This is a genomic window from Sorangium sp. KYC3313, from assembly GCF_052075895.1.
Classification (GTDB): domain Bacteria; phylum Myxococcota_A; class Polyangia; order Polyangiales; family Polyangiaceae; genus Sorangium; species Sorangium cellulosum_B.
In genome coordinates this window covers 2,496,047-2,520,367 of record NZ_CP197255.1, presented here as the reverse complement: position 1 = coordinate 2,520,367, position 24,321 = coordinate 2,496,047, and the positions used below count along the sequence as shown (strand labels likewise).

The 24,321-nt window shown below is 72.1% G+C and carries 21 protein-coding genes and 1 pseudogene; 11 read left to right on the top strand and 11 right to left on the bottom strand.

Going from position 1 to position 24,321, the window contains the following annotated elements:
- Nucleotides 1–196: 196 nt before the first annotated feature.
- From ACSRUE_RS09875 to ACSRUE_RS09850, 6 genes are read right to left on the bottom strand one after another with little or no spacing between them, the layout of a single operon-like run.
- Nucleotides 197–931, bottom strand: a complete 735-nt coding sequence (locus tag ACSRUE_RS09875) for a hypothetical protein (protein ID WP_441290771.1) — start codon at nucleotides 929–931, stop codon at nucleotides 197–199.
- Nucleotides 931–2,922, bottom strand: coding sequence for a DUF1585 domain-containing protein (locus ACSRUE_RS09870; RefSeq protein WP_441290770.1), 1,992 nt, complete (start codon nucleotides 2,920–2,922; stop codon nucleotides 931–933). The genes ACSRUE_RS09875 and ACSRUE_RS09870 overlap by 1 nt, the downstream gene beginning before the upstream one ends.
- Nucleotides 2,919–4,475, bottom strand: a complete 1,557-nt coding sequence (locus ACSRUE_RS09865) for an ABC transporter ATP-binding protein (RefSeq protein ID WP_441290769.1) — start codon at nucleotides 4,473–4,475, stop codon at nucleotides 2,919–2,921. The genes ACSRUE_RS09870 and ACSRUE_RS09865 overlap by 4 nt, the downstream gene beginning before the upstream one ends.
- Complete coding sequence (locus ACSRUE_RS09860; RefSeq protein WP_437763838.1) at nucleotides 4,472–5,554, bottom strand: ABC transporter permease; 1,083 nt, start codon at nucleotides 5,552–5,554, stop codon at nucleotides 4,472–4,474. The genes ACSRUE_RS09865 and ACSRUE_RS09860 overlap by 4 nt, the downstream gene beginning before the upstream one ends.
- 55 nt (nucleotides 5,555–5,609) lie before the next feature.
- Entirely contained in the window at nucleotides 5,610–6,725 is a 1,116-nt protein-coding gene (locus ACSRUE_RS09855; RefSeq protein ID WP_437763837.1) for an ABC transporter permease, read from the bottom strand.
- Between the two features lie 19 nt (nucleotides 6,726–6,744).
- Nucleotides 6,745–7,779: a BMP family lipoprotein gene (locus ACSRUE_RS09850; protein WP_437763836.1), complete on the bottom strand. Its 1,035-nt coding sequence runs from the start codon at nucleotides 7,777–7,779 to the stop codon at nucleotides 6,745–6,747.
- 337 nt (nucleotides 7,780–8,116) lie between these two features.
- On the opposite strand from ACSRUE_RS09850, the gene ACSRUE_RS09845 reads away from it, so the two are divergent.
- The 5 genes from ACSRUE_RS09845 to ACSRUE_RS09825 all read left to right on the top strand — a co-directional run bounded on the left by ACSRUE_RS09845 (nucleotide 8,117) and on the right by ACSRUE_RS09825 (nucleotide 12,747).
- Nucleotides 8,117–8,704, top strand: a complete 588-nt coding sequence (locus ACSRUE_RS09845; protein ID WP_437763835.1) for a hypothetical protein — start codon at nucleotides 8,117–8,119, stop codon at nucleotides 8,702–8,704.
- 5 nt (nucleotides 8,705–8,709) lie between these two features.
- Nucleotides 8,710–10,005 carry a c-type cytochrome gene (locus tag ACSRUE_RS09840; RefSeq protein WP_441290768.1) on the top strand — a complete coding sequence of 432 codons (1,296 nt, stop codon included), beginning with the start codon at nucleotides 8,710–8,712 and terminating at the stop codon, nucleotides 10,003–10,005.
- 195 nt (nucleotides 10,006–10,200) lie between these two features.
- Complete coding sequence (locus ACSRUE_RS09835; protein ID WP_441293075.1) at nucleotides 10,201–11,634, top strand: sensor histidine kinase; 1,434 nt, start codon at nucleotides 10,201–10,203, stop codon at nucleotides 11,632–11,634.
- A 14-nt stretch (nucleotides 11,635–11,648) separates the two neighbouring features.
- Nucleotides 11,649–12,023: a response regulator gene (locus tag ACSRUE_RS09830; protein WP_437763833.1), complete on the top strand. Its 375-nt coding sequence runs from the start codon at nucleotides 11,649–11,651 to the stop codon at nucleotides 12,021–12,023.
- A 103-nt stretch (nucleotides 12,024–12,126) separates the two neighbouring features.
- The gene (locus ACSRUE_RS09825) at nucleotides 12,127–12,747 is read left to right on the top strand and encodes a DUF1349 domain-containing protein (RefSeq protein ID WP_441290767.1); all 621 of its coding nucleotides are present in this window, start codon (nucleotides 12,127–12,129) and stop codon (nucleotides 12,745–12,747) included.
- Here ACSRUE_RS09825 and ACSRUE_RS09820 read toward each other — a convergent pair.
- The 3 genes from ACSRUE_RS09820 to ACSRUE_RS09810 all read right to left on the bottom strand — a co-directional run bounded on the left by ACSRUE_RS09820 (nucleotide 12,744) and on the right by ACSRUE_RS09810 (nucleotide 14,957).
- Nucleotides 12,744–13,328, bottom strand: coding sequence for a transposase (locus ACSRUE_RS09820; RefSeq protein WP_441290766.1), 585 nt, complete (start codon nucleotides 13,326–13,328; stop codon nucleotides 12,744–12,746). The genes ACSRUE_RS09825 and ACSRUE_RS09820 overlap by 4 nt on opposite strands.
- 32 nt (nucleotides 13,329–13,360) lie before the next feature.
- Nucleotides 13,361–13,804: an IS630 transposase-related protein gene (locus ACSRUE_RS09815; RefSeq protein ID WP_441290765.1), complete on the bottom strand. Its 444-nt coding sequence runs from the start codon at nucleotides 13,802–13,804 to the stop codon at nucleotides 13,361–13,363.
- Nucleotides 13,805–14,045: 241 nt separating this feature from the next.
- Nucleotides 14,046–14,957, bottom strand: a complete 912-nt coding sequence (locus ACSRUE_RS09810) for a LysR family transcriptional regulator (RefSeq protein WP_441290764.1) — start codon at nucleotides 14,955–14,957, stop codon at nucleotides 14,046–14,048.
- Between the two features lie 140 nt (nucleotides 14,958–15,097).
- Here ACSRUE_RS09810 and ACSRUE_RS09805 point away from each other — a divergent pair, with 140 nt between their 5' ends.
- From ACSRUE_RS09805 to ACSRUE_RS09795, 3 genes are all read left to right on the top strand, one after another.
- On the top strand, nucleotides 15,098–15,868 hold the full coding sequence (locus tag ACSRUE_RS09805) for an SDR family NAD(P)-dependent oxidoreductase (protein WP_441290763.1): 771 nt from the start codon (nucleotides 15,098–15,100) through the stop codon (nucleotides 15,866–15,868).
- Between the two features lie 183 nt (nucleotides 15,869–16,051).
- Entirely contained in the window at nucleotides 16,052–17,590 is a 1,539-nt protein-coding gene (locus tag ACSRUE_RS09800) for a hypothetical protein (protein WP_441290762.1), read from the top strand.
- Nucleotides 17,591–17,784: 194 nt separating this feature from the next.
- Nucleotides 17,785–19,263: a hypothetical protein gene (locus tag ACSRUE_RS09795; RefSeq protein WP_441290761.1), complete on the top strand. Its 1,479-nt coding sequence runs from the start codon at nucleotides 17,785–17,787 to the stop codon at nucleotides 19,261–19,263.
- A gap of 70 nt (nucleotides 19,264–19,333) precedes the next feature.
- On the opposite strand, the gene ACSRUE_RS09790 is transcribed toward ACSRUE_RS09795, so the two are convergent.
- Nucleotides 19,334–19,807 (bottom strand): MarR family winged helix-turn-helix transcriptional regulator, encoded by a 474-nt coding sequence (locus tag ACSRUE_RS09790; protein WP_441290760.1) that lies wholly within the window; start codon nucleotides 19,805–19,807, stop codon nucleotides 19,334–19,336.
- Between the two features lie 172 nt (nucleotides 19,808–19,979).
- Here ACSRUE_RS09790 and ACSRUE_RS09785 point away from each other — a divergent pair, with 172 nt between their 5' ends.
- A complete protein-coding gene (locus ACSRUE_RS09785) occupies nucleotides 19,980–21,161 on the top strand; it encodes a serine hydrolase domain-containing protein (RefSeq protein WP_441290759.1) in 1,182 nt (393 codons plus the stop codon).
- Between the two features lie 120 nt (nucleotides 21,162–21,281).
- Here ACSRUE_RS09785 and ACSRUE_RS09780 read toward each other — a convergent pair whose 3' ends face one another.
- On the bottom strand, nucleotides 21,282–23,381 hold the full coding sequence (locus ACSRUE_RS09780; RefSeq protein ID WP_441290758.1) for a substrate-binding domain-containing protein: 2,100 nt from the start codon (nucleotides 23,379–23,381) through the stop codon (nucleotides 21,282–21,284).
- Between the two features lie 286 nt (nucleotides 23,382–23,667).
- On the opposite strand from ACSRUE_RS09780, the gene ACSRUE_RS09775 reads away from it, so the two are divergent.
- Together ACSRUE_RS09775 and ACSRUE_RS09770 are read left to right on the top strand one after the other, a co-directional pair.
- Nucleotides 23,668–23,913, top strand: a complete 246-nt coding sequence (locus ACSRUE_RS09775) for a glucuronyl esterase domain-containing protein (protein WP_441293074.1) — start codon at nucleotides 23,668–23,670, stop codon at nucleotides 23,911–23,913.
- Nucleotides 23,853–24,311: pseudogene (locus ACSRUE_RS09770) on the top strand (SDR family oxidoreductase); the annotation flags it as partial. The gene ACSRUE_RS09775 and the pseudogene ACSRUE_RS09770, both read left to right, overlap by 61 nt.
- Nucleotides 24,312–24,321 lie beyond the last annotated feature (10 nt).

Below are 24,321 nucleotides of genomic sequence, written 5' to 3'. Positions count from 1 at the left end.
TCGCTCGCGGGAGCGCCCACCGCGTCGTGCTCACGCCCCTGGCCGAGCAGGCACCCGGCGCACTCTACCGAGCCAGCGAAGTTTCCGTCCCAACCAGGCCAGCACGAGCAGGCGCGCGGCTGAACGTCGAGGACGACAGGAGCTCCCGCAGCGCGCCCTCGTGCCAGCCGGACGTCACGTCGCGCGAGCCGGGCGGTCAATACAGATGGAACTCCGGGTGCCGGACGAGCCCGTAACAGACGGCCGCCCACCCCGCCTCCTCCGGCGAGAACCGCGATTTCGCCGCGCCCTTCGCGCGGTGCCGCGCGACCGTCCCCTCGTACAGCGCGAAGAACTTCCCCTGCCGATCCGGCGGCCCGAGCCGCGCCGGGTAGCTCAGGAACGTCCGGTGCAGCACGTCGAAGCGCGGGGCGAACGCCGCCTCGTCCGGGTCCTGCGCGGGCAGATCGAACGCGAAGATCAGCCGCCGCTCGATCGGGACGCGCTCCTTTGCCTTGAGATCGTGCTCCAGGGCGCGGTCGCAGAGCGCGATCCCGAGCCGCTCGAACGCCGCCAGCATGAGCGCGTTGGTCTGCGTGGCGCGCGGGAGATCCAGGCCGTGATCGGGGAGCCCGAGCGCCGCGAGGTAGTCGCCCCAGGTGTCGAACAGCGCCGCCTTGTCGTCCCCCCGCGCGCGGCGCTCGACCTCGGCGGGCGCGAGGCCGCCGAAGAGCCGGAGATAGGTCCTCAGGTACGCCTCGGCCGGGATGAGCCGCAGATCCTCCTTCGGAGCCCGGCTCTGCGCGACGCGCCCCGTCTCCCGGAGCGGCGCTGCAGGCCGCGGCGCGATCGCCTCCGGCGGGCCGCACGCGCCGGCCAGCGCGGCCACCGAGGCCGCGGCAGCGAGGGCGAACGCCCCCGTCCGGCCGGGCGCCCTCCCCCGGCCCTGCATCACCGCGCCCCCTCGCCGCGCGCCGCGCCGCCCCGCTCCCCCGCTCCGCCCTTCGCCGGCCCGCCCCGCTCCGCCTCGCCCTTCGCCCCCCCGCCCCGCTCCAGCGCAGGCCGCACGTTGCTCGCGCGCGCATACGCCGGCGAGCGGACGATCGCCTCGACCAGCGGCCGCATCCGGTAGCCGCGCGACACGAACCGCTCGCGCAGCGCGCCGAGCAGCGCCTCGTCCTCCTCGCGCAGCGGCCGCCCCAGGAACGACTCGGTGACACGCTCGACGGCGCACGACGCGAACTCCGGCGTGCGCGTGATATCGGCCGCGGCGCCCGCCGGGCCGCGCTCGGCGTGATCCGCCGAGGCATAGGCGCCCCGCAGCACGCCGCGCTCCCGGCTCGAGAACACGGGGTCGTAGAAGCGCTCGCACGATTGCCCCGTCTTCCCCTCCGCGTTCAGCTTGCACACCGGGTTCTCGATCGGAAACCGCTCGGCGGGCAGATAGGTCCACGTCGTCTCCTCGACCCGCGTGAAATACGCAGCGAGCGGCTCCAGCGTCGCATGACAGCTCGAGCAGCCCGGCCGGACCATGAGATCGGGCTCCTCCGACGGCGGGAGCTCCGCGTGCTCGGCCGTGAAGCTCTTGCACAGGAACGCGCTGTAGAGCGCCGCCGCCCGCGCGCGCCGCGAGGAATACTTCGTGAGGAACACAGGCGTCGTGAGGATCCCCGCCGCGCGCGGCCCGCGATCGGGGATGAACGTCCAGGCCGAGACGTCGTGCGGCGCGACGACCGGCGGCACCGCGCCCGGCAAGAACAGGGGCGCCTCGTCCTCGCGCATCCCGAACGACGGGTGCAGCGAGCAGCACGCCGCGGGCGCGCTCGACCGGTAAAACTGCGCGAGCGGGCCGTTGATGAACGTAGAACGACCGGTGAGGATCTCCCGGAAATCACGATCCGCCGCGAAGACGTGATGGATGAGATGAATCGCCTCCTGCGACCACCAGAACTTGTTCCAGCCGGTGATCGTGTGCGGCGCGGAGCCGATGGGATCCTCGATGCCGAGCGGGGTATTCGCCGGCAGCGCGAAGGCGCGCGGATCCCTGCCCGCGCTGTCGGCGGGCAAGCAATGCTCGAGGCCGATGCCGCAGCCGCAGTCGACGCTCATCACGGGCGCGAGCGCGCTCCGGCACGAGATCGGCTCACCCCGGTGCGCCTTCGCATAACGATCCTCGCGCACCGGCGGGCGCGCGCGGCCCGGCGGCGGGGGGATGTCGCTCGCGTAGATGTGGCCGACCTCGGCGGTCTGCGCCTCTTCCTTGCAGACCCGGACCTCGACGGTCGGCGTCTTGCCGTCCGGCTCGACAAGGAGCTGCGGCAGCGGGACATAGGCGCTGTCCGGGTCCTTCCACCCGTCGCCATAACGCTGCGTCGGGACGACGGAGAGGTAATCCCGGTAAAGCCAGTAGGGGCGCACGAGCGTCGTCCGCTCGTCGAGCAGCTTCTGGGAGATGCGGGCGGGCGTCCCCGTGATGGGCGCATAGGCCGCCACGGCGAGCCCGCTCTCGGCGTCGGAGAAGCAGAACTCGCCGTCGATCACCGGGTTCAGGCGGCGCTGGCCGATGCGGTAATGGACGTAGAGCGGCTTGCCTTCCGGGCCGAGCACCTCCACCCGGCGGAGCGTCGTCGCGGACGGCGTGAACAGCCCCGCAGGGCCGAGCTCCAGCCGCAGGACATCCATGTAGATGCGCGTGAGCCGCTCGGCATACCCCGGGCCGTCGAGGTGGCGCTCTATCCAGGCGTCCAGATCGAAGCCCGGCGACTCGAGCTCGGCGAGCTCCTCGCGCGTCGGGAGCCGCCCCTTCAGGTCGAGGGAGAGCGCCCGGAAATACCGGTACTGCTCCAGCGTCGGCGCGGCGGCGGACGGCGGCGCGAACGAGGCCGCGGCCGCCGCCGCGAGCGGCCCCGCCACGGCCAGCGCGCGCAGCGCGCGCCCCCTCATGCGTCGACCTCCTCCGCGGCGGGCGGCGGGGCCTCCTCGCCGGGGAGCACCCCGGCCATCAGCATCCCGAGCTCCGTCCGCGATACGGCGCCCGCGCCCCGCGTCGCCACGATCTCGCCCCGGTACATGACCGCGATCCTGTCCGACAGCGCCAGGATCTCGTCGAGCTCCGCCGACACGAGCAGCACCGCCGCCCCCGCGTCGCGCGCCGCCACGATCTCGCGGTGGATGTGCTCGATCGACCCGACGTCCACGCCCCGGGTCGGCTGGCTGGCCACGAGCAGCTCCACGGGGCGGCTCATCTCCCGGGCGAGGATCACCTTCTGCTGGTTGCCGCCCGACAGCGCGGAGACGGGCGTCTCCGGGCCGGGCGCGCGGATGTCAAAGGTCTTTATCAACCGCCTCGCGTTCTCCTCGCGGGCGTCGTCGCGGAGCACGCCCCGCACGGCGAATGGAGCCTTGTAGTAGGTGCACAGCACGAGGTTGTCCGCGATCGCGTACGAGAGCACGAGCCCGTGGCGCTGGCGGTCCTCGGGCACGTGCGAGACGCCGCGCTCGATGAGGGCGCGGGGCAGCGCGCCGGTGACGTCGCGGCCCCGGAGGAGCACGCGCCCGGCGCGGGGCGGCGAGAGGCCGGTGATGGCCTCGCAGAGCTCGGTCTGGCCGTTGCCCTGCACGCCGGCGATCCCCAGGATCTCGCCGGCGCGCACCGAGAAGCTCACCTCGCGCACCACGTCGCCGCCGGATCCGCGGCGGCCCGCGACGCCGAGGCGCTGCACGTCGAGCACGACGTCCTTGGGGCTCGCCGGGGCCTTGCTCACCTGGAGCGCCACCTCGCGGCCCACCATCATCGCCGCCAGGCCGCGCTCGTCCGTCTCCGCCGGGATCGCGGCGCCCACCACGCGCCCCGCGCGCATGACCGTCACCCGGTCCGCGACCGCGAGCACCTCCCTGAGCTTGTGCGTGATGAACAGCACCGAGACCCCCCGCGCCGTCAGCCCCCGCAGCACGCGGAACAGCTCGTCCGCCTCCTGGGGCGTGAGCACGGCCGTGGGCTCGTCGAGGATCAGGATCTCCGCCTTCCGGTAAAGAGCCTTGAGGATCTCCACCCGCTGCTGCACGCCGACCGGGAGGTCCTCCACCCGGGCGTCGGGATCGACGTCCAGCCCGTGGCGCGCCGAGAGCTCGCGGACCTCGGCGCTCGCGCGCCGGCGGTCGAGCAGGGCCCCGCGCACGGGCTCCGCGCCGAGCACGACGTTCTCGGCGACCGTGAACACCGGGATCAGCATGAAATGCTGGTGCACCATGCCGATCCCGAGCGCGATCGCGTCGCTCGGCGAGCGCAGCGCGACCGGGCGCCCGCTCCGGAGGAGCGCCCCCTCGTCGGGGCGCAAGAGCCCGTAGAGGATGTTCATCAGGGTCGATTTGCCGGCGCCGTTCTCCCCGAGCAGGGCGTGGATCTCGCCCTTTCGGAGGTCGAGATCGACCTTGTCGTTCGCCAGGACGCCGGAGAACCGCCGGGTGATCCCCCGGGCCTCGAGGACGGCCGTCACCGCCGCCCCTCCCGCTCGTACGGCAGGCCGTCGGCGGCCGGCGGCGTGGTCTTGCCGATGACGCCGGTCAAAAGCAGCAGCGTCAGCAGGTACGGCACCAGCCCGACGACCGACGATTGCTGCAGGAACGACCACGACGGCGGGATCTGGTCGCGGAAGAGCTGCAGGTTGATCTGGAACGCCTGCGCCGCGCCGAAGACGAGCGCCGCGGCCCACGAGCCGAACGGCGTCCAGTCGCCGAAGATCATCGCCGCGAGGGAGATGAAGCCGCGCCCGTTCGTCATCAGCGGCTCGAAGGACGGCACCGACTCCAGCGTGAAATACGCCCCGCCGAGCCCGGCGATCGCGCCGCCGATCACGACGTTCACGTAGCGCACGCGGGCCACGTCGATCCCGACCGTCGCGGCCGCGCGGGGGTGCTCGCCAACGGCCCGCGCGCGCAGGCCCCACCGCGTGCGGAAGAGCACGAGGTGCGTCAGCGCGACCAGCGCGACGGCGGCGACGGCGATCGGCTGCTGCTCGAACACGGGGCCCACGACGGGGATGTCCGCGAGCAGCGGGACGCCGAGGCGCGGAAGGACGCCCGGCGCGTGAGGCACCTGCCCGCCGAACACGCTGCCCGACCCGAAGAAGAGCTGGCGGTTGAAGAAGCCGGTGAGCCCCACGGCGAGCAAGTTGATCACCGTCCCCGCGAGGATCTGGTCCACCGAGAAGGTCACCGCAAGCGCGGCCAGCAAGAGCCCCAGCGCGGCGCCGGTGGCGACCGCGATCACGACGCCGATCAGCAGGCTCGGCAGCGGCGGGAGGCCCAGGATCGCGCTCGCGTAGATCGACCCGAACCAGCCCGAGAACGCCGCCGCGAGCATCATGCCCTCGATGCCGAGGTTGACGACCCCGGAGCGCTCGCAGAAGACGCCCGAGAGGGCGCCCAGGGTGAGCGGGGTGGCGACGGCGAGCGTCGTGGCCGCCATGCTGGCCACGATCGTCAGCGGCGGCACCTGCGACGCGCCGACCAGCGTCACGACGAGGACCAGCACGCCCACGACCACCGCGATGAATGCGTAGCGTCGATAGCCCATCTTCGTCCTTCCCTGCTCCCGTTCCCCGCTCCGGCTCCTCACCCGCGCCGGCGCGCTAACCGCCCCACCCGCGCGTGAGCACGAGCCGCTCGCGCTCGCCCCGGACGCGGTAGATGCGCCGGACCAGGGCGTCCGCCGCGACGAAGAGCAGGATCAGCGCCTGGATGACGGAGATCACGTCGATCGGCACCTGCGTCAGGTACTGCATCCGGGTCGCGCCGCTGCGCATCACGCTGAACAAGAGGGCCGCGAGCACCGTCCCGCCGGGGTGCGCCTTGCCGAGCAGGGCGATGGCGATCGCGTCGAAGCCGTATCCCTGCGAGAACCCGAGCTCGTGCCGGTGGTGCAGCGCGCTCACCTCGATGGCGCCGGCCAGCCCGGCGAGGGCGCCCGAGAGCGCCATGGTCGCGATCACGGTGCGGCTCACCCGCACGCCGGCGTAGCGCGCGGCGTCCGGGCTCTGCCCCGCCGTCCGGATCTCGAAGCCGAACGTCGTCCGCCGGAGCGCCCACCCGACGAGCGCCGCCGCGAGCAGGGCGAGCGGGAAGCCCCAGTGCAGCCGGAAGCCGTCCACGAGCGCGGGGACCCACGCGCTCTCGTCGATGAGCGGCGTCCGGGAGAGCACGTTGGACGCCTCGGGATCCTTCATCGGGCCGTTCAAGAGGAAGCTGACCGCGTTGAGGGCGACGTAGTTGAGCATGATCGTGCTGATCACCTCGTGTCCCCCGGCGCGCGCCTTGATCCAGCCGGGCACCGCGGCCCACAGCCCGCCCGCGAGCGCGCCGAGCAGCAGCGTCACGGGGACGTGCAGCGCCGCGGGCAGGCCGCCCACGAGCTGCGGCAACCAGTGGCCCGCCCAGGCCGCGGAGAGCGCCCCGAGCGCGAGCTGCCCCTCCGCGCCGATGTTGAAGAGCCCGCCCTTGAGCGCCAGCGAGACCGACAGGCCGGCCAGGATGTACGGCGTCGCCCACACGAGCGTCTCGCTCACCGCCCGCGGCGACCCGAGCGCGCCCTCGAGCATGCCGGCGTAGGCCTCGAGCGGGTTGCCCCCGGCCACGGCGATGAGGACGCCGCCCAGGACCATCGCGGTGAACACCGAGAGGGCCGGCAGGAGCAGCGGCCGGAGGCGCCGGAGCAGCGGCTCGAGGCGCCGGATCAGCTTCTCTCGCATCCTCGGGGGCCCGGGGCGATCACGGCCCCTTGGCCGGCGGCACCGCCGTCTTGAGCGTCCCCTCGAGGAGCCCTTTCCGGAGCTCCTCCATCTTCGCCTTCACCTCGGCGGGGACCTTGGCGTCGAGATCGTGATACGGCGCATACCCCGACTTGCCCTGGAAGTTCCCCGACGGCAGCTTCCCCTCCTTGGCCGACTTGATGAGGTCGAAGGTGCCGTCGGAGATGAGCTTGACGGCGCTGGAGAGGAGGACCTTCTGGGCCTCGGGCACCGTGAAGTACTGGTCGGTGTCGACGCCGATGGCGTAAACGCCCTTCGTGGCCGCGCCGAGCAGCGCGCCGTTGCCCGTCTTGCCGCCGCCGCCGAAGACGATATCGACCCCCTTGTCGATCATCGAGACGGCGGTCGTCTTCCCCCACTCGGGATCGGTAAACGTCTTATCGAAGCCGACGTCGTTGTGGTAGACGACGCTGAGCTCGATGTCGGGCTTGACGTGGCGCGCCCCGGCGCGGAAGCCCTCACCGAAGCGCCACACGGGCGGGACGGCGTCGGTGGCGAGCACGGCGCCGATCTTCCCCGTCTTGGTCATCATCGCGGCCAGCGCGCCGACGAGGAAGCCGCCGTGGTCCTCGGGGAAGACCAGGCCCACGACGTTCGGCTTGTTCGCGATCTGGAACTGGTCGATGCCGATGAACTTGACGCCGCTGAACTGATCCGCCGCGGCGCGCGTCGCCTCCGTGAGCCCGAAGCCCGACGTGACGACCACGTCGTACCGCTCCTCGGCGAACGTCCCGATGTTCTTGGGGTAGTCCTTCGGATCCGTCGTCTCGATGTACTGCGTCGTGGCGCCGAGCTCCTTCTGCGCCCGCTGGATCGCCTCCCAGGCCGACTGGTTGAACGACTTGTCGTCGATCTTGCCCATGTCGGTGACGAGGCCCACGCAGAACACCTCGGGGCTCGCGCAGTCGGCCTTCTTGCTGCTGCTGTTACACCCCGCGAGCGCGCTGGCGAGGGCCAGCAGGACCGCGATCGCGACGCGCCGCTTCTTCAACATGGCGGATCTCCTTGGAAGGCCCGCATTGGACACCGGGCCGCGCACCAAGGCAACCACCGCATCGCACCGGCGCACCTTTGATCACCCGGGCGCTCTCATCTGCGGAAGCGCGGCGCGCCTCCCCTCGAGATCGCGATCGGCGGAGCAACATTTTTTCCTCGAGCGTTGTCACAGTCGATCGGCAGCGCCCGATGAGCGACGGAGCGCGCCAGCGCAGCCTTCCCGAGGAGGTCCTTCCATGAATGGTCCCGCCGTTCGATTCACGCTTTTTTGTGCTCTCATCGCGTCCGCCCTCGTCCCTTCGGCGGACGCGTCGGCCTGCGGTGGAGTCGAGATCATGCCCGCGATCGACCACCGCGTGATGGGGATCGCCCAGGCCGAGCAAGCGCTTCACGACGGCCGGTTCACCGCGGCGGCGGGGAGCGTGATCCGGATGTTCCCCGAGATCCGGCGGATCTCCTATGACAAGGACCCGCTGATCAACCGGGCTTTCCGCGTCCTCGCGGTGGCCACCGCGCGCGCGGGCGGGGCGCTGCAGGTCGGACCGGAGCTGCCGCGCGAGCTGCTCGAGACGTGGGGCGGGGCGTCGGCCGAGGAGCGCAAGGGGAACATCGACTGGTCGGTCCGCGCGCTGCGCCGGCTGAACGAGCAGAGGAAGAACGATCCGGCGCTCCAGACGGACCTGGGCGAGGCGCTCGCCAGGGCGCCCGAGCACCGCGGCGAGGCGCTCAAGCTGCTCGGCGATCTGGCGGAGAAGGACCTCCTGACGAGCCCCGAGGCCTACGCGACGCTGGCGCGGCTGCGCGCGCTCTCGGGGGACAACGCGGGGCACGACGCCGCGGCCACCCGGTGCGAGATGATGGCGCAGAACAAGGCGCTCTGCCGGACGACCGGCGCGGTCGGCGCGGTCGGTCCGCAGAGCTGACGCCGATGCGCGCCCGTCCGCTGCTCGCCCTGCTCGCGGCGCTCGCCTCGGGCGCCGCGGGGTGCACCTCCGAGGACGCGCGGGGGCCTGCCCCTGCCGCGGCGCCGCGCGCGAGCGACCAGCGCGCCGCTCCGGCCGCCGTGGCCGCGGCGCCGGCCGGCGATCCGGCGCGCGGGGAGCGGCTCGTCGCGGAGCTCCAGTGCAACCGCTGCCACGACGGGACCGGGCAGGCGCCCGCGGCGCGCGACGCCCACTGCGTCCAGTGCCACCAGGACATCGCGGCGGGGCGGTTCCAGGCGCCGGCCGCGGCGATGAAGCGGTGGAACGAGAACCTCGTGCAGCTGCGCGACGTGCCGTCGCTCGCCGCCGCCGGCGACAGGCTGCGCCGCGACTGGATCCGCGCCTTCTTGCTGTCGCCGCACGACGTGCGCCCGCGCCTGCACGCGACGATGCCGCGGCTCGCGATCGGGCCCGAGCAGGCGAGCGATATCGCAGCGTACCTCACGCGCGATCGCCGCGATCGCCGCGCGGAGCGCGAGCGGCGCGAACGTCCGAGCGCGCCGCTGGAGGGCGCGAGCGCCGCGCGGGGGCGCGAGCTCTACGAGGCCAAGGGGTGCGGGACGTGCCACGCCTTCTCCGGGGCGGCCGGGGTGACGGCGGTCGCGCCCGTGAAGGCGATGGAGAAGGAGTCGCGGGCCGCGATCGCCCTGGCGCCGGATCTGAGGCACGCGCGCGACCGGATGGAGCCCGCCGATCTCGCCGCGTGGGTGCTCGACCCCGCGGCGATCAAGCCGGGCACGCCGATGCCCCAGGTGCCGATGTCGCCCGCCGAGGCGCGGGACATCGCGGCCTTCGTCGTGACGGCGGAGCTGTCGCCGCGGGCGCCGGCGAGCGCGCCCGAGCGGCTGCCGCTGCTGACGCGGCGGGTGACCTACGCCGAGGTGGATCGCCGGGTGTTCCGCGTCACGTGCAGGCACTGCCACTCCGAGCCGGATTACGCGCTCGGCGACGGCGGGCCCGGGAACACGGGCGGCTTCGGGTTCAAGCCGCGCGGGCTGAACCTCGCCACGTACGAGGGGATCGCCGCGGGCTACGTCGACGATCAGGGCGAGCGGCGGAGCGTGTTCTCGCGCGGGCCGGACGGCGCCCCTCGCCTCGTCGCCGCCCTGCTGGCGCGGCAGGCGGAGGAGGCGGGCCGCGCGGCTCCGGCGGTGCGCGGGATGCCGCTCGGGCTGCCCGCGGTCGGGCCGGAGGAGATCCAGCTCGTCGAGAGCTGGATCGCGCAGGGGCGGCCGCAATAGCGGACGAGCGGGAGGGGGCGATCGCCAGGGTCGCTCCGGCCTTGTCGTGGTGCCCCCCTTGCTTCCACGGCGACACCGAGGAGGTGGCCGATGCCTCGGTGGTCTCAACGCGCTCAGCACGCGGGCTCGCCTCCGAGCGACGGGGGCAACGGGCCTCCGGGGAAGATGTCCATAGGAAGGCGTCTTTCCTTGCTCGTGTTGAGTCAGCTGATCCTGGCCGCCCTGGGCATCACGATGTCCATCGTCGCGCTCAAGCGGCTGGCTATCGAGACATCCTACCTGCGTCACTATGTCTTCCAGCCGTTCGTCGTCATCAGCAGCGGCATCGAGTCGTCGAACGCTCTCTATACCCTGCTCGCTCGCCCGCCGTCGGACGTCGCGGTGGAGATCCGGGAGCCGATGGCGCGGCTCCGCTCCTTCATCGATCGGTACCAGCGCGAGTGGTTGACGGCGACCTCGACCCTACCGGAGGCCATTCACCTCCGCGCTGCGCTCGCGCGGGCCGGTGAGCTCGCGCTCCTGGAGGAAGAGCGCGAGGCGGCGGACACCATCGCCGCTGCCATTGCGCACATCGAGCGCACGACCGGGCTCGCGGGCCCGATGCCTGCCGCGCCGCACGTGCGGCGCGCCGACGTGGAGAACCTCAGCGGCGCCCTCGTCAGGCTGCACAAGATCAACCTGCGCTACATGGAGGTCGCTTACGACGCGTTCGACCGCATCCGGCGGCGCATCTTCCTCGTCTTCATGACCGTCGGCCTCGGGGGCGTCACGGCGGCGTCGCTCTTCGGCCTCGCTGTGCGCCGCGCGATCGCGCCGCGCATCCACCGGATGGTGACCGCCGTCCGATGCTTTCGCGAGCTCGGCGTCTACGAGCCGCTGGAGGACCGGGGGGACGACGAGCTCGCCGTGCTCGCCCACACGCTGAACACGAGCTTCAAGGCCATCGCCGAGCGCGACAAGGATCGCGACCGGTTCCTCGCCGTCGCCGCGCACGAGCTGAAGACGCCGCTCACCACCATGAAGGGGTTCTCGCAGGTGGCGCTCGCCCACCGGAACGACACGGCCATCCGCGAGCGCGCCCTCGCGATCATCGATCGCCAGGCGACGCGCCTCGGCCACCTGGTCCAGGATCTCCTGTGGTCGGCGCGCATCTCCGGAGGCGAGCTCCCCTTCAGGCCCGAGGCGATCGACGTCGAGGAGCTCGCCCGCCGGGTGATCGGAGAGTTCGAGCTCGTGGCCAAAGATCACAGCATTCGCCTGGCGCCCCGGGGAGACGCGCACATGCTGGGCGATCCAGAGCTCGTCGAGCAGGCGCTCTGGAGCCTGCTCGTCCAGGCCGTGTCCGTCGCGCTGGAGCACGATCCGGTGCTCGTCACGATCGACGCCGGCGCCGCCGCGCGCGTGCTCATCACGATCGAGGTCCGGGGCGGGAAGGATCTCCCGGAGGACCTCGAGAAGCTGCTGGAGCCCTTCGCCGTCGTCGCGTTCGAGGGGCGGCGTGGCGAGCCCCGCAGCACGGGTGTCGGACTCCACCTCGTCCAGGGGATCGCCCGGCTCCACGGCGCGAGGTTCTGGATCGAGCGGAGGCCCGGTGACCTCATGGTCTTTTCGCTGGAGCTAAGGCGCTAGGTGGCAGAGGGAACATGGTGCGAAACCTCGTGCTGGTCATCGACGATGACCCTGATTTCCGGGAGCTCGTCGTCCTCAGCCTGAACGGGTGGGGGCTCCAGTGCCTCCAGGTCGGCGACTGCGCCGGGGCGCTCCCGCTCCTCGAGCGCGAGCGCGACGGGCTGCGGGCGGTGCTGTGCGACTACTTCATGCCGGGGCTCTCTCCCAGCGTTTGCGCGAAGGCGATCCGCGCGCGGGTCGATCCGGCGGTGCGCGTGGTGCTCGTGAGCGCGGCGGTGGACGTCTCGGCGCGGGCCGCGGAGCTCGGGCTCGCGCGGTTCCTCGCCAAACCCTTCGATCTCGACCAGCTCTACGACGCGGTGCTCGGCCCGCGCGAACCCTCGGCGTGAGCGGCGCGGCCGATCGCAGCGGGGCGCCCCCGGACGCGGCGCGCCCCGTGGTAGCCTCCCGCCGCTCGCCCGCGCGCGGGTGCGGCGCTCGGAGGTCTGCGTCATGACAGGACAGCTTCTGGAAGAGGGCTTTACCAACCCTGGAATCGATCCGCGGCTCACGTGGCGCAACCCGCCGGCGCGCTGGGCGGTGGAGCCGGAGAGGGGCGTGCTCGTCGTCGAGCCCGCCGCGAAGACGGACTACTGGCAGCGGACGCACTACGGCTTTCGCAACGACAACGGGCCTTTCCTCTTCACGCGCGCCGGCGGCGACTTCGTGATGACCTGCCATGTGCGGTTCCGGCCGGCGCACCAGTACGACCAGGCAGGGCTCATGGTGCGGATCGCGGCGTCGTGCTGGCTGAAGACGTCGGTCGAGTTCGAGCCGGACGGCCCGAGCCGGCTCGGCGCGGTGGTGACGAACGCGGGCTACAGCGACTGGTCGACCCAGCCGTTTTCCTCGGATCGCCGCGAGATCTGGCTGCGCGTCCGGCGGGAGGGCCCGGATTACCTCGTCGACAGCTCGGACGACGGCGCGGCGTGGACGCAGCTCCGCATGGCCCACCTGCACGAGGACGACGGCGCGCGCGAGGTGGAGTGCGGCCTCTATGCGTGCAGCCCGCTCGGCGAGGGCTTCGTGGCGGAGTTCGATCGGCTCCGGATCGCCCCGGGGCGCGTGGGTTAGAGCGGTTTTCGTTCGAGTGCGGTACACCCAGCATTCGGCGGGGCACGGGCTCGACCAGCGCGCGCAGGAGCCTGCGACCGGACTGGGCGCCGCCGAGTAGGACGACGAGGTCGTCGGACGTAGCCTTTCAGCGCGAACCAGCCCTGCGCGTCCTGTCGGAAGACCTTGTCGACCCCATGGACCATCGCGTCGTAAACCGCCGGCACGGTGCGCGGAGCGGCGGCGCGAAGTGCCTCCTTGACCTTGGAGCCGCAGTTCTCCACCGGCGACAAGTCCGGCGAGTAGGCGGGCAGAATCCAGTAGCGGACGCCTCGGGTACGAAGCGCCTGGCGCACGCCACGTAGGCGATGCGCGCCAAGGCCGTCGACAATGACCACGTCTCCGCGCTTCAGCTCGGGCATGAGCACCTGGCGCACGTAAACCTCGAAGTGCTCACCGTTCATCGCCCCCTCGAAGGCCCACGGTGCAACGACACCTCGCAAGCCAAGCCCCATCACCAGCGTGATGTTCGGGTCCGGATTGGCGGGGACTTTGCCGTATGCACGCCTCCCGCGAGGCGCCCGCCCATAACGGCGCGCCATGCCCAGGTTAGCGCCGAATTCGTCAACGAAGATCAGCCGACGCGCACCCGCCGCCCGCGCTCGGCGGCGGAACCTCCGACGCGCGACTTGGACATCGGGCCTGTCCTGTTCGCTTGCACATAGCGTCTTTTTTTTCGTGTCAAACCGAGCCGCATCAGCGCGCGGCACATCGTCGGGCGGCTCACGCGCGCACCCGTGCGGTGCTCCAGCAGCTCGATGAGCTCATCCAGGGTTCGGTCGTTTTTCTCGTCGACGAGAGCTCGTAGCTGCTGCGCTCGGGCGTCGTCGATCTTCGAGGCCCTTCCGCCACCGTGCGGACGAGGCGCTACGCTCCCAGTCGACCGCTCGAGACTGAGATACTCCTGCACAGTGCTGAGAACGACGGCGAAACGCGCGGCGATTTCTCGCATGCTTCCCTCGCCGTTGCGGTAGGCGTCAACGATCCGCTGTCGCAGGTCGACACTGTACGGTCCCATGCGCGTAGCCCACGCAGCCTGTGTGCCATCACCCTACCGGACGTGCTCTGCTTGCACCGAACCCGAACGAAAACCGCTCTAGAGCGGTTCCCACCCGCCCCCGATACGAGCGTCGCAGAGCGGCGGTCACCCGCACAGGAGACGGGTCCAGATCGGCGTTTTCGGCGCGGAAGCGCACTCCGGTGCGCTGAGCACCGAAAACGTCGAGGTGGGCCCGTATCCGACGCGGGCGACCGCCGCTCTAGCGGTCGAGCGCCTCGAGGTGCGGAGAGAGGACCTCGACGAGCCAGCTCATCACCGCGCGCACGCGGCGCGGCACGCTTCGACCGTGCGTGTGGAGGAGCGAGACGGGCATCGGCGCGCAGGTGAGGGAGGGCAAGACCTCGACGAGCTCGCCCGCGGCGATGCTGGGGAGCTTCCCGGCGCGCGGCGCCTGGATGATGCCGAGGCCCGCCAGGCACGCGGCGAAATAGGCGTCGGCGCTGTTGACCGTCACCACGCTGCGCATCGGCCGCTCGCGGTAGCCGCCGTCGTGGGGGTACTCGAACGACGGCGCGTCGGCGCCGAGCGTCGTCGAGTAATGCACGAGGAGGTGCCGATCGAGATCCTCGAGCCGGCGAGGCGTGCCGTACTGGCGCAGGTAGGACGGGCTCGCGCAGTTCATCATGCGCAGGACGCCGAGCCTGCGGCCGACGAGCCCGTCGCCCCCCGGGGCGCCGACGCGCAGGACGCAGTCGAAGCCCTCGCGGAGCGGCTCGACGCGCCGATCGGTCGTGCTGAGGAGCACCTCGAGCTCGGGGTGGCGCGCGAGCAGCTCGGGCAGGCGCGGGATGATGACGTCGCGCGCGAAGTTCACCGGCAGATCGATCCGCACCCGCCCGCGCAGGCCCCGCGCGGCCTGGAACATCGCGCCGAGCTCGTCGGCCTCGAGCGCGAGGCGCCGCGCCCGCGGGAGGAGCTCCTCCCCGTCCGGCGTGAGGCGCACGACGCGCGTCGACCGCTGGAGGAGCCGGGTGCCGAGCTCGGCCTCCAGGGCCTTCAGCCGCAGCGAGACGCGCGCCTTGGGCATGCCGAGGTGCTCGCCAGCGCGCGTGAAGCTGCCGAGCTCCGCCACCTTCACGAAGATCTTCAGCGATCCGACGTCGACGGTCATTGTTTCGATTGGCGAAACAGTGTGTCGGGGCCCCGGGCCTTCCGCAACCGGGATCGGATCACTATTCACTGTCGCAGGCGCGGCGCGCAGCCGCCACGGACAGCGGCGGGCAGCCGCGTCGCCATCGAAAGGACCCGACCATGAGCACATCCAAGCGTAGCCCCGTCGCCCTCGTCACCGGCGGGAGCCGCGGGCTGGGAAAGAGCATGGCGCTCCACCTCGCGGATCGCGGCGTGGACGTCATCATCACCTACCGCGGCGCCGCGGCCGAGGCGGCAGATGTGGTGAAGCAGATCGAGGCCAAGGGGAGGAAGGCGGCGGCCATCGCGCTCGATCTGGGGAGCACCCGCGGATTCGACGCGTTCGCCGCCGCGGTGAAGGCGGAGCTCGCCAGTCGCTTCGGGCGCGATCGCTTCGATTACCTGGTGAACAACGCCGGCATGGGCGGCCACGCGAGCTTCGCCGAGACGACCGAAGAGCAGTTCGACGCGCTCATGAACGTCCACTTCAAGGGGACGTTCTTCCTCACGCAGAAGCTCCTCCCGCTCATCGCGGACGGCGGGCGGATCCTCAACGTCTCGTCGGGGCTCACGCGGTTCAGCTTCCCCGGCTACGCCGCCTACGCCGCGATGAAGGGCGGCGTGGAGGTGCTCACCCGCTACCTGGCGAAGGAGCTCGGGCCGCGGAAGATCGCGGTGAACACGCTGGCGCCCGGCGCGATCGAGACCGACTTCGGGGGCGGCGTCGTGCGCGACAACGCCGAGCTGAACAAGATGATCGCCGCCCAGACCGCCCTCGGCCGGGTCGGCCTCCCCGACGACATCGGCGGCGCGGTCGCCGTGCTGCTCGCGCCCGAGGGCCAGTGGATCAACGGCCAGCGCATCGAGGCGTCGGGCGGCATGAATCTCTGAGGCGCTCCGAGCTCGCGGCAGGCGCGTGGTCGTCGGGCCCGCGCCTGCAACGGGAGCAGCGAACACACAAGCATTCCGACACAGAACGGCACAGGTCATCGAGCGTAACCGGGGCTTTTGCGAAGGAGCTCGACTGGCACATTTGGTGCTGAGTGGCAGCGCATCGCTAGGAGGCGAGCGCTCATGAGCAGGGAATTGCCTAACCATATCTTTCGAATCCTCGGGATCGGCATGCTCGCCGGCCTGTCGCTGACGCTCGGGTGCCAGGGCAGCACCAGTGTGCCAGCTGGCACAGGAGGGGCCGGCGGCGCCGGCGGTCAAGGCGGCGCGGGCGGTCAGGGCGGCGCCGGCGGTCAAGGCGGCGCCGGCGGTCAAGGCGGCGCCGGCGGCGCCCCGGAGACGTGTGATTCGCAGCGGGGCGACCATGACGATGCCTGTCCCGCGGACGCGCCTTGCGCGATCACGCTCGACGTGGAGGTGACGTGCACCGGTTATGACTTCGCAGCGGGCGGGGTGCGGGCGGTTCCGGCGGCGGGAGCGACGTACCTCGTGACGAGCAGCAACGCCCCGACGCGGCTGTTCGAGCTCGACGACGAGGGGGCGACGCAACGCGACTTCGACGTGCAGAGCAGTAGCGTGAGCGTGGCGCTCTCGCCGGACGGAAGGGCGTATGCCGCGGTGGATGAGACGGACGGCGGCCCCAACAGCTATCCCGGCGGTGTCGTGTTCCTGCCGCTCGCCGGCAGCGCGACCGAGAAGCAGATGGTGTTCGATCGCGACGACAAATACGTGCCGGTCCTCGATGTCGCGATGGACTCCCGGGGCGAACCGCACATCTGGATCCTCACGGACGCGCCGGAGGTCATCGAGCACGCGACGCGCACGTCCGGCGGCACCTGGGACGTCGCGCCGGCGAGCCGGCTGGCCGACAGCGGTTGGCCCCGCTTCGCCCTCGCGCCCGACGACGCGCCGCTTTCGTTCGGCATGGTCCAGGCGGGCTCCGACAGCTGGCAGCTCCAGGTGCTCGACGGCGCCGCGGAGCGGAGCCTTGGCGCTCCGGTCCCCTCGGGCTCGCCGGTCCGTTACGAGCCCATTCCGCCGCCGAAGCCCGCCGGTCAAGCGACGATTCCGCGCTTCGCGGCGGTCGTGCAGCACCCCGACGGGCTGCGGCTGGAGAGCGCCGGCGAGGGCGACGGCGTCGACGAGGTAACGATCCCTGGCACAGCGACGCCGTCGTACAGCTGCCAGCGCGGCTTCGGCGACCCCGCGTGGCCGGACTGCCCGGCCGACTGCCACGAGGTGACCTCCGGGCTCGAATGGTCGGCCTTCGCGGCCGCGCGCACGAGCGACGGCGACGTGTGGATCGCGTTCCTGCTCAGCCACATCGACTGGACGATCGCCTACGAGGTGCAGGACATCGACCTGCAGCCGACGTGCGTCGGGAACATCGCGGCGGACGAGAGCCGCGGCGAGCTGCGCCTCGTGCGCGTGCCTGCCGCCGGAGGCGCGCCCGAGGTCGCTGTGACGCTGCCGCTCCCCGCGATCGCAGGCGAGAGCCATTTCAGCGATGTGTACCAGCGCCACCCGCTCGTCGATGTCTCCGCGTTCGGCACGGAGCTCACCGTGGCCATGCGCACGCAGGCGTCACGCCTGGGGCCCTTCACGGCCCGCGTGCTGCGCATCGACACCTCGCTCCTCGCGCCCGCCGCGCCAGGCGACTGAGACGCGCGCTGCACCTCGACGCCTCGGTCCTGCGCCTCGGGCCGAATGCGCATTTTGACACAGAACGACACAAGCCATCACGTGTGACGTCGGCTTTTGCGCAAAGATCGACTGGCACGTTTGATGTTAGGTGCCAGCGCATCGCAGGGAGGCGATCGCTCATGCGCCAGGAATTGCAAACTCAGATCCTTCGAATGCTTGGGACCGGCATGCTCGCCGGCCTGTCGGTGACGCTCGGGTGCCAGGGCGATACCACCGCGCCAGCTGACACAGGCGGGGCCGATGGCGCCGGAGATCAAGGCGGCGCGGGCGGTCAGGGCGGCGCCGGCGACGCCCCGGCGACGTGTGAATCGCGGCGAGGCGACCACGACGAGGCCTGTCCCGGGGACGCGCCTTGCGCGATCACGCTCGATGTGGAGGTGACGTGCACCGATCCCACGTTTGCAGCGGGCGGGGTGCGGGCCGCGCCGGCGGCGGGCGCGACATACCTCGTGACGAGCAGCAACGACCCGACGCGGCTGTTCGAGCTCGACGACGAGGGGGCGACGCAACGCGACTTCGACGTGCAGTCCACCACCGTGAGCGTGGCGCTCTCGCCGGACGGAAGGGCGTATGCCGCGGTCGATGAGACGAACGGCAGCGGTGACGACTATCCTGGCGGTGTCGTGTTCTTGCCGCTGGCCGGCAGCGCGGCGGAGAAGCAGGTGGTGTTCGATCGCGACGACGACTACGTGCCGGTCCTCGATGTCGCGGTGGACTCCCGGGGCGAGCCCCACATCTGGATCGACACGGACGTGCGCGACAACAGCCTCGCGCATGCGACGCGCACGTCGAGCGGCGCCTGGGACGTCGCGCCGGCGAGCCGGCCGAGCGGCAGCGAATACACCCGCTTCGCCCTCGCGCCCGACGACGCGCCGCTGGCGTTCGGGCTCGTCGAACCGCAAGCAGGGGTCCGGCAGCTCACGGTGCTCGACGGCACCACGGAGCGGAGCCTCGGCACCCCGAAATCGGCGAGCTTCCTGCTCGACTACGAGCCCGTCCCGCCGCCGCAGCCCGCCGGACAAGCGACGTTTCCGCGCTTCGCGGCGGTCGTGCAGCACACCGACGGGCTGCGGCTGGCGAGCGCCGGCGAGGACGGCGGCTTCGACGAGGTCGCACTCCCCGGCACCGAGACGCCCACGTACCGCTGCCAGGACGGCGTCGACATCCCGCCTCCGGGCTCCACGAGCTGCCCGGCCGAATGCCACATGGTGGCCTCCGGGCTCGCGTGGTCGGCCTTCGCGGCCGCGCGCACGAGCGATGGCGACGCGTGGATCGCGCTCCTGATCAGCCACATCGACGAGACGCTCACGTACGAGCTGCGGGACACCGGCCTGGACCGGGTGTGCGTCGGCCACACCGTGGCGGACGACAGCCGCGGCGAGCTGCGCCTCGTGCGCGTGCCTGCCGAAGGAGGCGCGCCCGAGGTCGCTGTGACGCTGCCGCTCCCCGCGATCGCAGGAGGGAGCTACTTCAACGATCTGCACGAGCAGCATCCGCTCGTCGATGTCTCCGCGTTCGGCACGGAGCTCACCGTGGCCATGCGCACGCAGGCGTCACGCGAGGGGCCCTTCACGGCACGCGTGCTGCGCATCGACACCTCGCTCCTCGCGCCCGCCGCGCCGGGCGGCTGAGACGCGCGCCGCACATCGACGCGTCGGCCCTCGACCCGGCCGCGCAGCCGCCGGCTCGGACCCGGGCGCGCTACGGCTGGCGGAGCCGGCGCGAGGACAGGAGCTCGAGCCCTCCCGTGCGCTCCGCGATGCGCTGGAGCGACGCGAGCAGCGCGCCGGCCTGCTCCTCGCCGAGCAGCGCGCGGAGCCGCCTGTTCACCGCGGCGCGCGCGGCGCGCCCCGCCTCGACCGCCGCCCACCCGCGGTCGGTGAGCTCCACGAGCCGGTTGCGCTGGTCGTCCTCGGCGACGCGCCGGCGCACGTAGCCGAGCTCCTCCAGCTCCGCCACCGCCTTCGAGGCGCCCTGCGCCGTGATGCCGAGCCGCTCCGCGAGCTCCCTCACCTTCACCGGCCCCGGGATGAGGTGCTGGAACACGTATCCATGGCTCGGCCGGAGATCGCCGTGGCCGGCCCGCTCCACGCGGCGCATCACCTCGCCACTGTTCGCGGCCGCGATGGCGGCGAAGAGCAGCACGAGGTCCTCGTCCGGGCGCGCAGGCTTCACGGCCGGAGCGTGTAACCCGCAACCGAGGTTGCGCAAATGACGTTGACGACCGCGGGCGGCGGCCCTATTCATCAACCAAGGTTGCGCAACATGGGTTGCGTATCGTCGGGGTCGGGCGCGAAGGGCCGGGCGGCTCGCCCGCGCACCCGGGCCGAGCGGCCCCGAGGAAGGGATGAAGGGACGAGCGATGCACCTCGCGATCCATGGCTCCTGCGACCCGGCGTTCGCGCCCGTGCGCGCGGCGTTCGCCTCGAATTTCGAGCGGTTTCGCGAGCTCGGGGCCGCGGTGTGCGCCGCCGTGCGCGGCCGCGTGGTCGTCGACCTCTGGGCCGGCTTCCGGGACGCGGCGAGGACCGCGCCGTGGCGCTTCGACACGATCGTGAACGTCTTCTCGGCGACGAAGGGCGCCGTGGCGCTGTGCGCCCACGTGCTCGCGGAGCGGCGCGCGCTCGACGTGGACGCGCCGGTCGCCGCCGCCTGGCCGGAGTTCGGCGCTGCCGGCAAGGGGCGCGTCCTCGTGGCCCAGCTGCTCGACCACAGCGCCGGCCTGCCGGCGCTCCGGGCCGAGCCGGAGGAGGGCGCGCTCTACGACTGGCAGGCCATGACCGCCGCCCTCGCCGCGGAGGCGCCGTTCTGGGAGCCGGGCGCCCGGCACGGCTACCACGCCGTGACGTTCGGCTTCCTCGTGGGCGAGGTGATCCGGCGCGCGAGCGGCCAGCGGGTCGGCGCGTTCCTCCGGGAGGCCGTCGCGGGCCCGCTCGGCCTGGACTTCCACATCGGCACCGGCGCCGAGCACGACGGGCGGATCGCCGAGGTGCCCCCGACCATCGCGAGCGCGAAAGGCCTGGGCGGCGCGTTCGGCGCGAGCTTCCGCGACCCGGCGTCGCTCACCTCGATGGCCTTCACCAGGCCGCGCGACCTCGTGACGCCGGGCCTCGTCAACACCGCCCGCGCCCGGCGCGCGGAGATCCCCGCGCTGAACGGCCACGCGAACGCGCGCGCGCTCGCGCGGATGTACGGAGCGCTCGCGAACGGCGGGGCCCTCGCCGGCACCGCGCGCGTGCTGTCGCCGGAGGCGGTCGAGGCCGCGCTGGCGGAGCGATCGGCCGGGCTCGACGCCGTCCTCCTCGCGGAGAGCCGGTTCTCGCTCGGGTTCATGCTGCCGAGCGCCCTGCGTCCGTTCGGGCGCGGCCCGCGGACCTTCGGCCACCCCGGCGCCGGCGGCGCGCTCGGCTTCGCCGACCCCGACGCGGGGCTCGGGTTCGGCTACACGCCGAACCAGACGATCGCGAGCGGCGAGGGCGGCGACCCGCGGTGGCCGGCGCTGATCGAGGCCGTGTACTCGTGTCTATGAGCGCTGGTTTTGCGCGGCCGGGGCGCGTGCCTGGCTTTTTGAGAGAAGGAGCCCTGAAAACAGACCCATCACCTCCCACCGGGGCTCGAGGTCAGGCGGCGACACCGTCGCGGGCGGCCATCAGGCGAGGCGCGCTGCGCCGCGCCTCGCGCCGCGAGGGCGGAGGCCTCCTGTCGTCAGCTCGTGAAGGGCGCCCGCCAGCGACGAGTACGTGGCCAGACTCCCCAGCTCCACGTCCACGAGGCTCCTGGCGAGCTCGGGACGCACGCCGACCAGGAAGAGGCGCGCGCCGAGCAGGGCGACCGCGCGGCTGGTCTGGCCCAGCGCGTGGGCGACCTGGGCGTCCACCGCCGCCACGCCGGTGATATCGAGCAACACGAAGCGCGCCTCGTGCCGGCCCACCCCCTCGACCACGGCCGTGAGCACCTGGAGGGCGCGGTCCCGGTCGATCGCGCCGATGAGCGGCACGAGCAGCACCCCGGGCAGGAGCGGGATGAGCGGGCAGCCGAGCTCGCGCACCGTCTCCGAGAGCGTCCGCTCGCTCGCATAGGCCACCTGAAGCTCCGCGTTCTTCGTCGAGAGCGACTGGACGAGCTCGCCGCGCTCGAGGGCCGCGGCGAGCAGCGACGCCCAGACCCCGACGGTGCCCTCGTCGCCGGCCAGCTCGCGGAGGGTCGGCCCCATGAGCGCCACGACCCCCCAGTCGCGCCGCTCGGTGCGGATCGGCAGCAGCATCATCATGAGCGCGCCGCTCGCGGCCGCGGGCGGCAGCAGGTGCTCCGGCGGAAACGCCTCCAGCCGATGGCGGCTGCCGATCGGGGGCGTCGCGCTGCCGTCACGGCTGTAGGCGCCGGCGACGACGAGCGTCTTCGCGTCCTCCCGGAGCGCAAGGCAGGCCCAGATCGCGCTGGTCTTCGCGAGCCATGAGAGCGACATGGCTTCTTCCTGGGAACCGCTGACCAGCGCGAGGCCCACGTCGTGATTGGACCGCACGAGCATCCCGAGCTGCGCCACGAACTCGGCCTCGACGCTGAGCCGAGCCCGAGCGATCGAGAGGTGCGCGCCGTCCAGGAACGCCTCGACCCGCTGCGCCGACGCCGCGTCCCCGCCCAGCCGCGCGCGGCGCCGCTCGTGGGACCGGCGGAGCAGGCGCACGATCGCCATCAAGGTGCCCATATCGGACGAGACGTCGATGGCCTGTTTGTAGGCGCGCTCCAGCGCCTTCGCCGGAGGGGGCGCGGCGCCCTCGATCGCCGCCTCATACGCCTCGAGCACCAGGGCGACCCCCGGCCATACCGCGGCAGGCGACGTATCGGGCGGAAGGGGCCGGGGCGCGAGGAGCAGCTCGACCATCCGTCGAGCCAGGTCGCCGCCGCCGTGCTCCCCCGGCGCCGCGTCCTCGTCGAGGAAGCTCTGGAGCACGTCGCATCCGCACGAGATCCGCTGGATCAACGTGTTTGGCGTGAGCACGAGCTCTGGCGGGGCCGTCTCGCCGGCGAGCATCGAGACGACGAGCTCACACGCGGCGCTCCCCAGCATCTCGAACTGCTGGCGCACGGTGGTCAGCGGCGGGTCGGCGGTTTGGGCCTCCGGCACATCGTCGAAGCCGACGATCGCCAGCTCCTCGGGGATGCGGACGCCCGCCGCCTTCAGCGACGGCATCATCCCGATCGCGTTCTTGTCCGTCCCGAAGACCGCCGCCGTACACGCACTCCGCAGCGCGATGAGCCGCGGGGCGGCGTTCTCGCCGCCGGTATACCAGTTGTCGTCGGTCCGGATGACCAGCTCTGGATCGAGCGGTATCCCCGCCTCGGCGAGCGTCTCTCGGTAGGCGTCGAAGCGCTCGCGCACATCGGACTCGTGGAAGCAGCCGACGAACGCGATGCGCCGGTGCCCGTGTCCGAGCAGGTGGCGCACCGCGCCCCGGATCCCGCTGTGGTTGTCCGGGATCACGGACGGGCAGTTGCCCTTGTGGACATGGGTGCCGACGACGACGAGCGGGACCCGCTCGGCGGCGAGCTGCTCGATGCCGTCCACCCCGATCACGACGATCCACCCATCCACCTGCTCTCTGGCGAGCGAAGGGGCCTGGAGCGAGCCGGCCGTGCCGCGCATCACCAGCATGCGACAGCCGTGCTGCCGCGCCGCCTCGTGGATACCCGTCAGGACCGGGTTCCAGAACGAGCCGTCCAGATAGGGGGTGATGACGCCCACGGTCATCACACGTGGCGTCCCATGAACGCCTGTACCGCGGCGGGGCGGCTCCGCGAGGCGATTCACGTCACGCGTCGAGCGGCCGGCATCTCCGCCCGCGGCCGGCTGCCCGTCCGCGCCATCTCCCTGGACCGAGCCGTCAGATCGGCCGCCCTGCGGCTCCGGCAACTCGACTTCACTGCCCCGGCTACCCTGAACCATCGCCCCGGTCTCCCTGCTCCCCCGTCCCACGGCTGCGCTCGCGTGCCCACCTGTATACCACGGTCCGGACGTGTCCCTCTGCGACGGGGCGATGTCGAATGGCTCGCTCGATTGCTCGCTCGCAAACCACCTCGGTCCATTCGTGCGGAACGCTGACGCTACCAATCTTCCCATCGACACCCATGCGCTGGTCGCCGTGATCGGGCCACGCGGCCTGCTCGTCCTCGACGACCCGCACCAACATCGGTTGAGCGCGCCAGCCGGCCACACAACCGTGCCGCCATCGCCCCCCTCGATCGGTCCTCGCTGGAGGAGTTCGATCGCCTCATGGCGGTGAACGTCAGGGGCCTCTTCGCCGCCACCCGCGAGGCCACCCGCCACATGGGCGAGGGCGGGCGCATCATCAACATCGGGAGCATCAGCAGCGACGGAGCGCTCATCCCCGGGATGGCCGTCTATGCCGCGACCAAGGGAGCGGTCGCCGGCCTGACCCGCGGCTGGGCCCGGGATCTCGGTCCGCGCGGCATCACGGTCAACAACGTCCAGCCGGGCCCCGTGGACACCGAGATGAACCCGGCCGACGGCCCGCTCGCCTCCGGGTTCAAAGGCCAGATCGCCGTGCAACGCTACGGACAAGGCGACGAGATCGCCGGCATGGTGGCCTACCTGGCCGGCCCCGAGGGCGCCTTCGTCACGGGCGCCAACCTCAAGATCGACGGCGGCTTCACCGCCTGATCTTCCCGAG

Coding starts and splice junctions, on each gene's coding strand:
- ACSRUE_RS09775 (WP_441293074.1), top strand. CDS start 23,668: ATGTCGAATGGCTCGCTCGATTGCTCGCTCGCAAACCACCTCGGTCCA.
- ACSRUE_RS09850 (WP_437763836.1), bottom strand. CDS start 7,779: ATGTTGAAGAAGCGGCGCGTCGCGATCGCGGTCCTGCTGGCCCTCGCC.
- ACSRUE_RS09860 (WP_437763838.1), bottom strand. CDS start 5,554: ATGGGCTATCGACGCTACGCATTCATCGCGGTGGTCGTGGGCGTGCTG.
- ACSRUE_RS09785 (WP_441290759.1), top strand. CDS start 19,980: ATGAAGGGACGAGCGATGCACCTCGCGATCCATGGCTCCTGCGACCCG.
- ACSRUE_RS09805 (WP_441290763.1), top strand. CDS start 15,098: ATGAGCACATCCAAGCGTAGCCCCGTCGCCCTCGTCACCGGCGGGAGC.
- ACSRUE_RS09810 (WP_441290764.1), bottom strand. CDS start 14,957: ATGACCGTCGACGTCGGATCGCTGAAGATCTTCGTGAAGGTGGCGGAG.
- ACSRUE_RS09795 (WP_441290761.1), top strand. CDS start 17,785: ATGCTTGGGACCGGCATGCTCGCCGGCCTGTCGGTGACGCTCGGGTGC.
- ACSRUE_RS09870 (WP_441290770.1), bottom strand. CDS start 2,922: ATGAGGGGGCGCGCGCTGCGCGCGCTGGCCGTGGCGGGGCCGCTCGCG.
- ACSRUE_RS09800 (WP_441290762.1), top strand. CDS start 16,052: ATGAGCAGGGAATTGCCTAACCATATCTTTCGAATCCTCGGGATCGGC.
- ACSRUE_RS09815 (WP_441290765.1), bottom strand. CDS start 13,804: ATGGGACCGTACAGTGTCGACCTGCGACAGCGGATCGTTGACGCCTAC.
- ACSRUE_RS09830 (WP_437763833.1), top strand. CDS start 11,649: ATGGTGCGAAACCTCGTGCTGGTCATCGACGATGACCCTGATTTCCGG.
- ACSRUE_RS09840 (WP_441290768.1), top strand. CDS start 8,710: ATGCGCGCCCGTCCGCTGCTCGCCCTGCTCGCGGCGCTCGCCTCGGGC.
- ACSRUE_RS09845 (WP_437763835.1), top strand. CDS start 8,117: ATGCCCGCGATCGACCACCGCGTGATGGGGATCGCCCAGGCCGAGCAA.
- ACSRUE_RS09825 (WP_441290767.1), top strand. CDS start 12,127: ATGACAGGACAGCTTCTGGAAGAGGGCTTTACCAACCCTGGAATCGAT.
- ACSRUE_RS09780 (WP_441290758.1), bottom strand. CDS start 23,381: ATGACCGTGGGCGTCATCACCCCCTATCTGGACGGCTCGTTCTGGAAC.
- ACSRUE_RS09820 (WP_441290766.1), bottom strand. CDS start 13,328: ATGGCGCGCCGTTATGGGCGGGCGCCTCGCGGGAGGCGTGCATACGGC.
- ACSRUE_RS09855 (WP_437763837.1), bottom strand. CDS start 6,725: ATGCGAGAGAAGCTGATCCGGCGCCTCGAGCCGCTGCTCCGGCGCCTC.
- ACSRUE_RS09875 (WP_441290771.1), bottom strand. CDS start 931: ATGCAGGGCCGGGGGAGGGCGCCCGGCCGGACGGGGGCGTTCGCCCTC.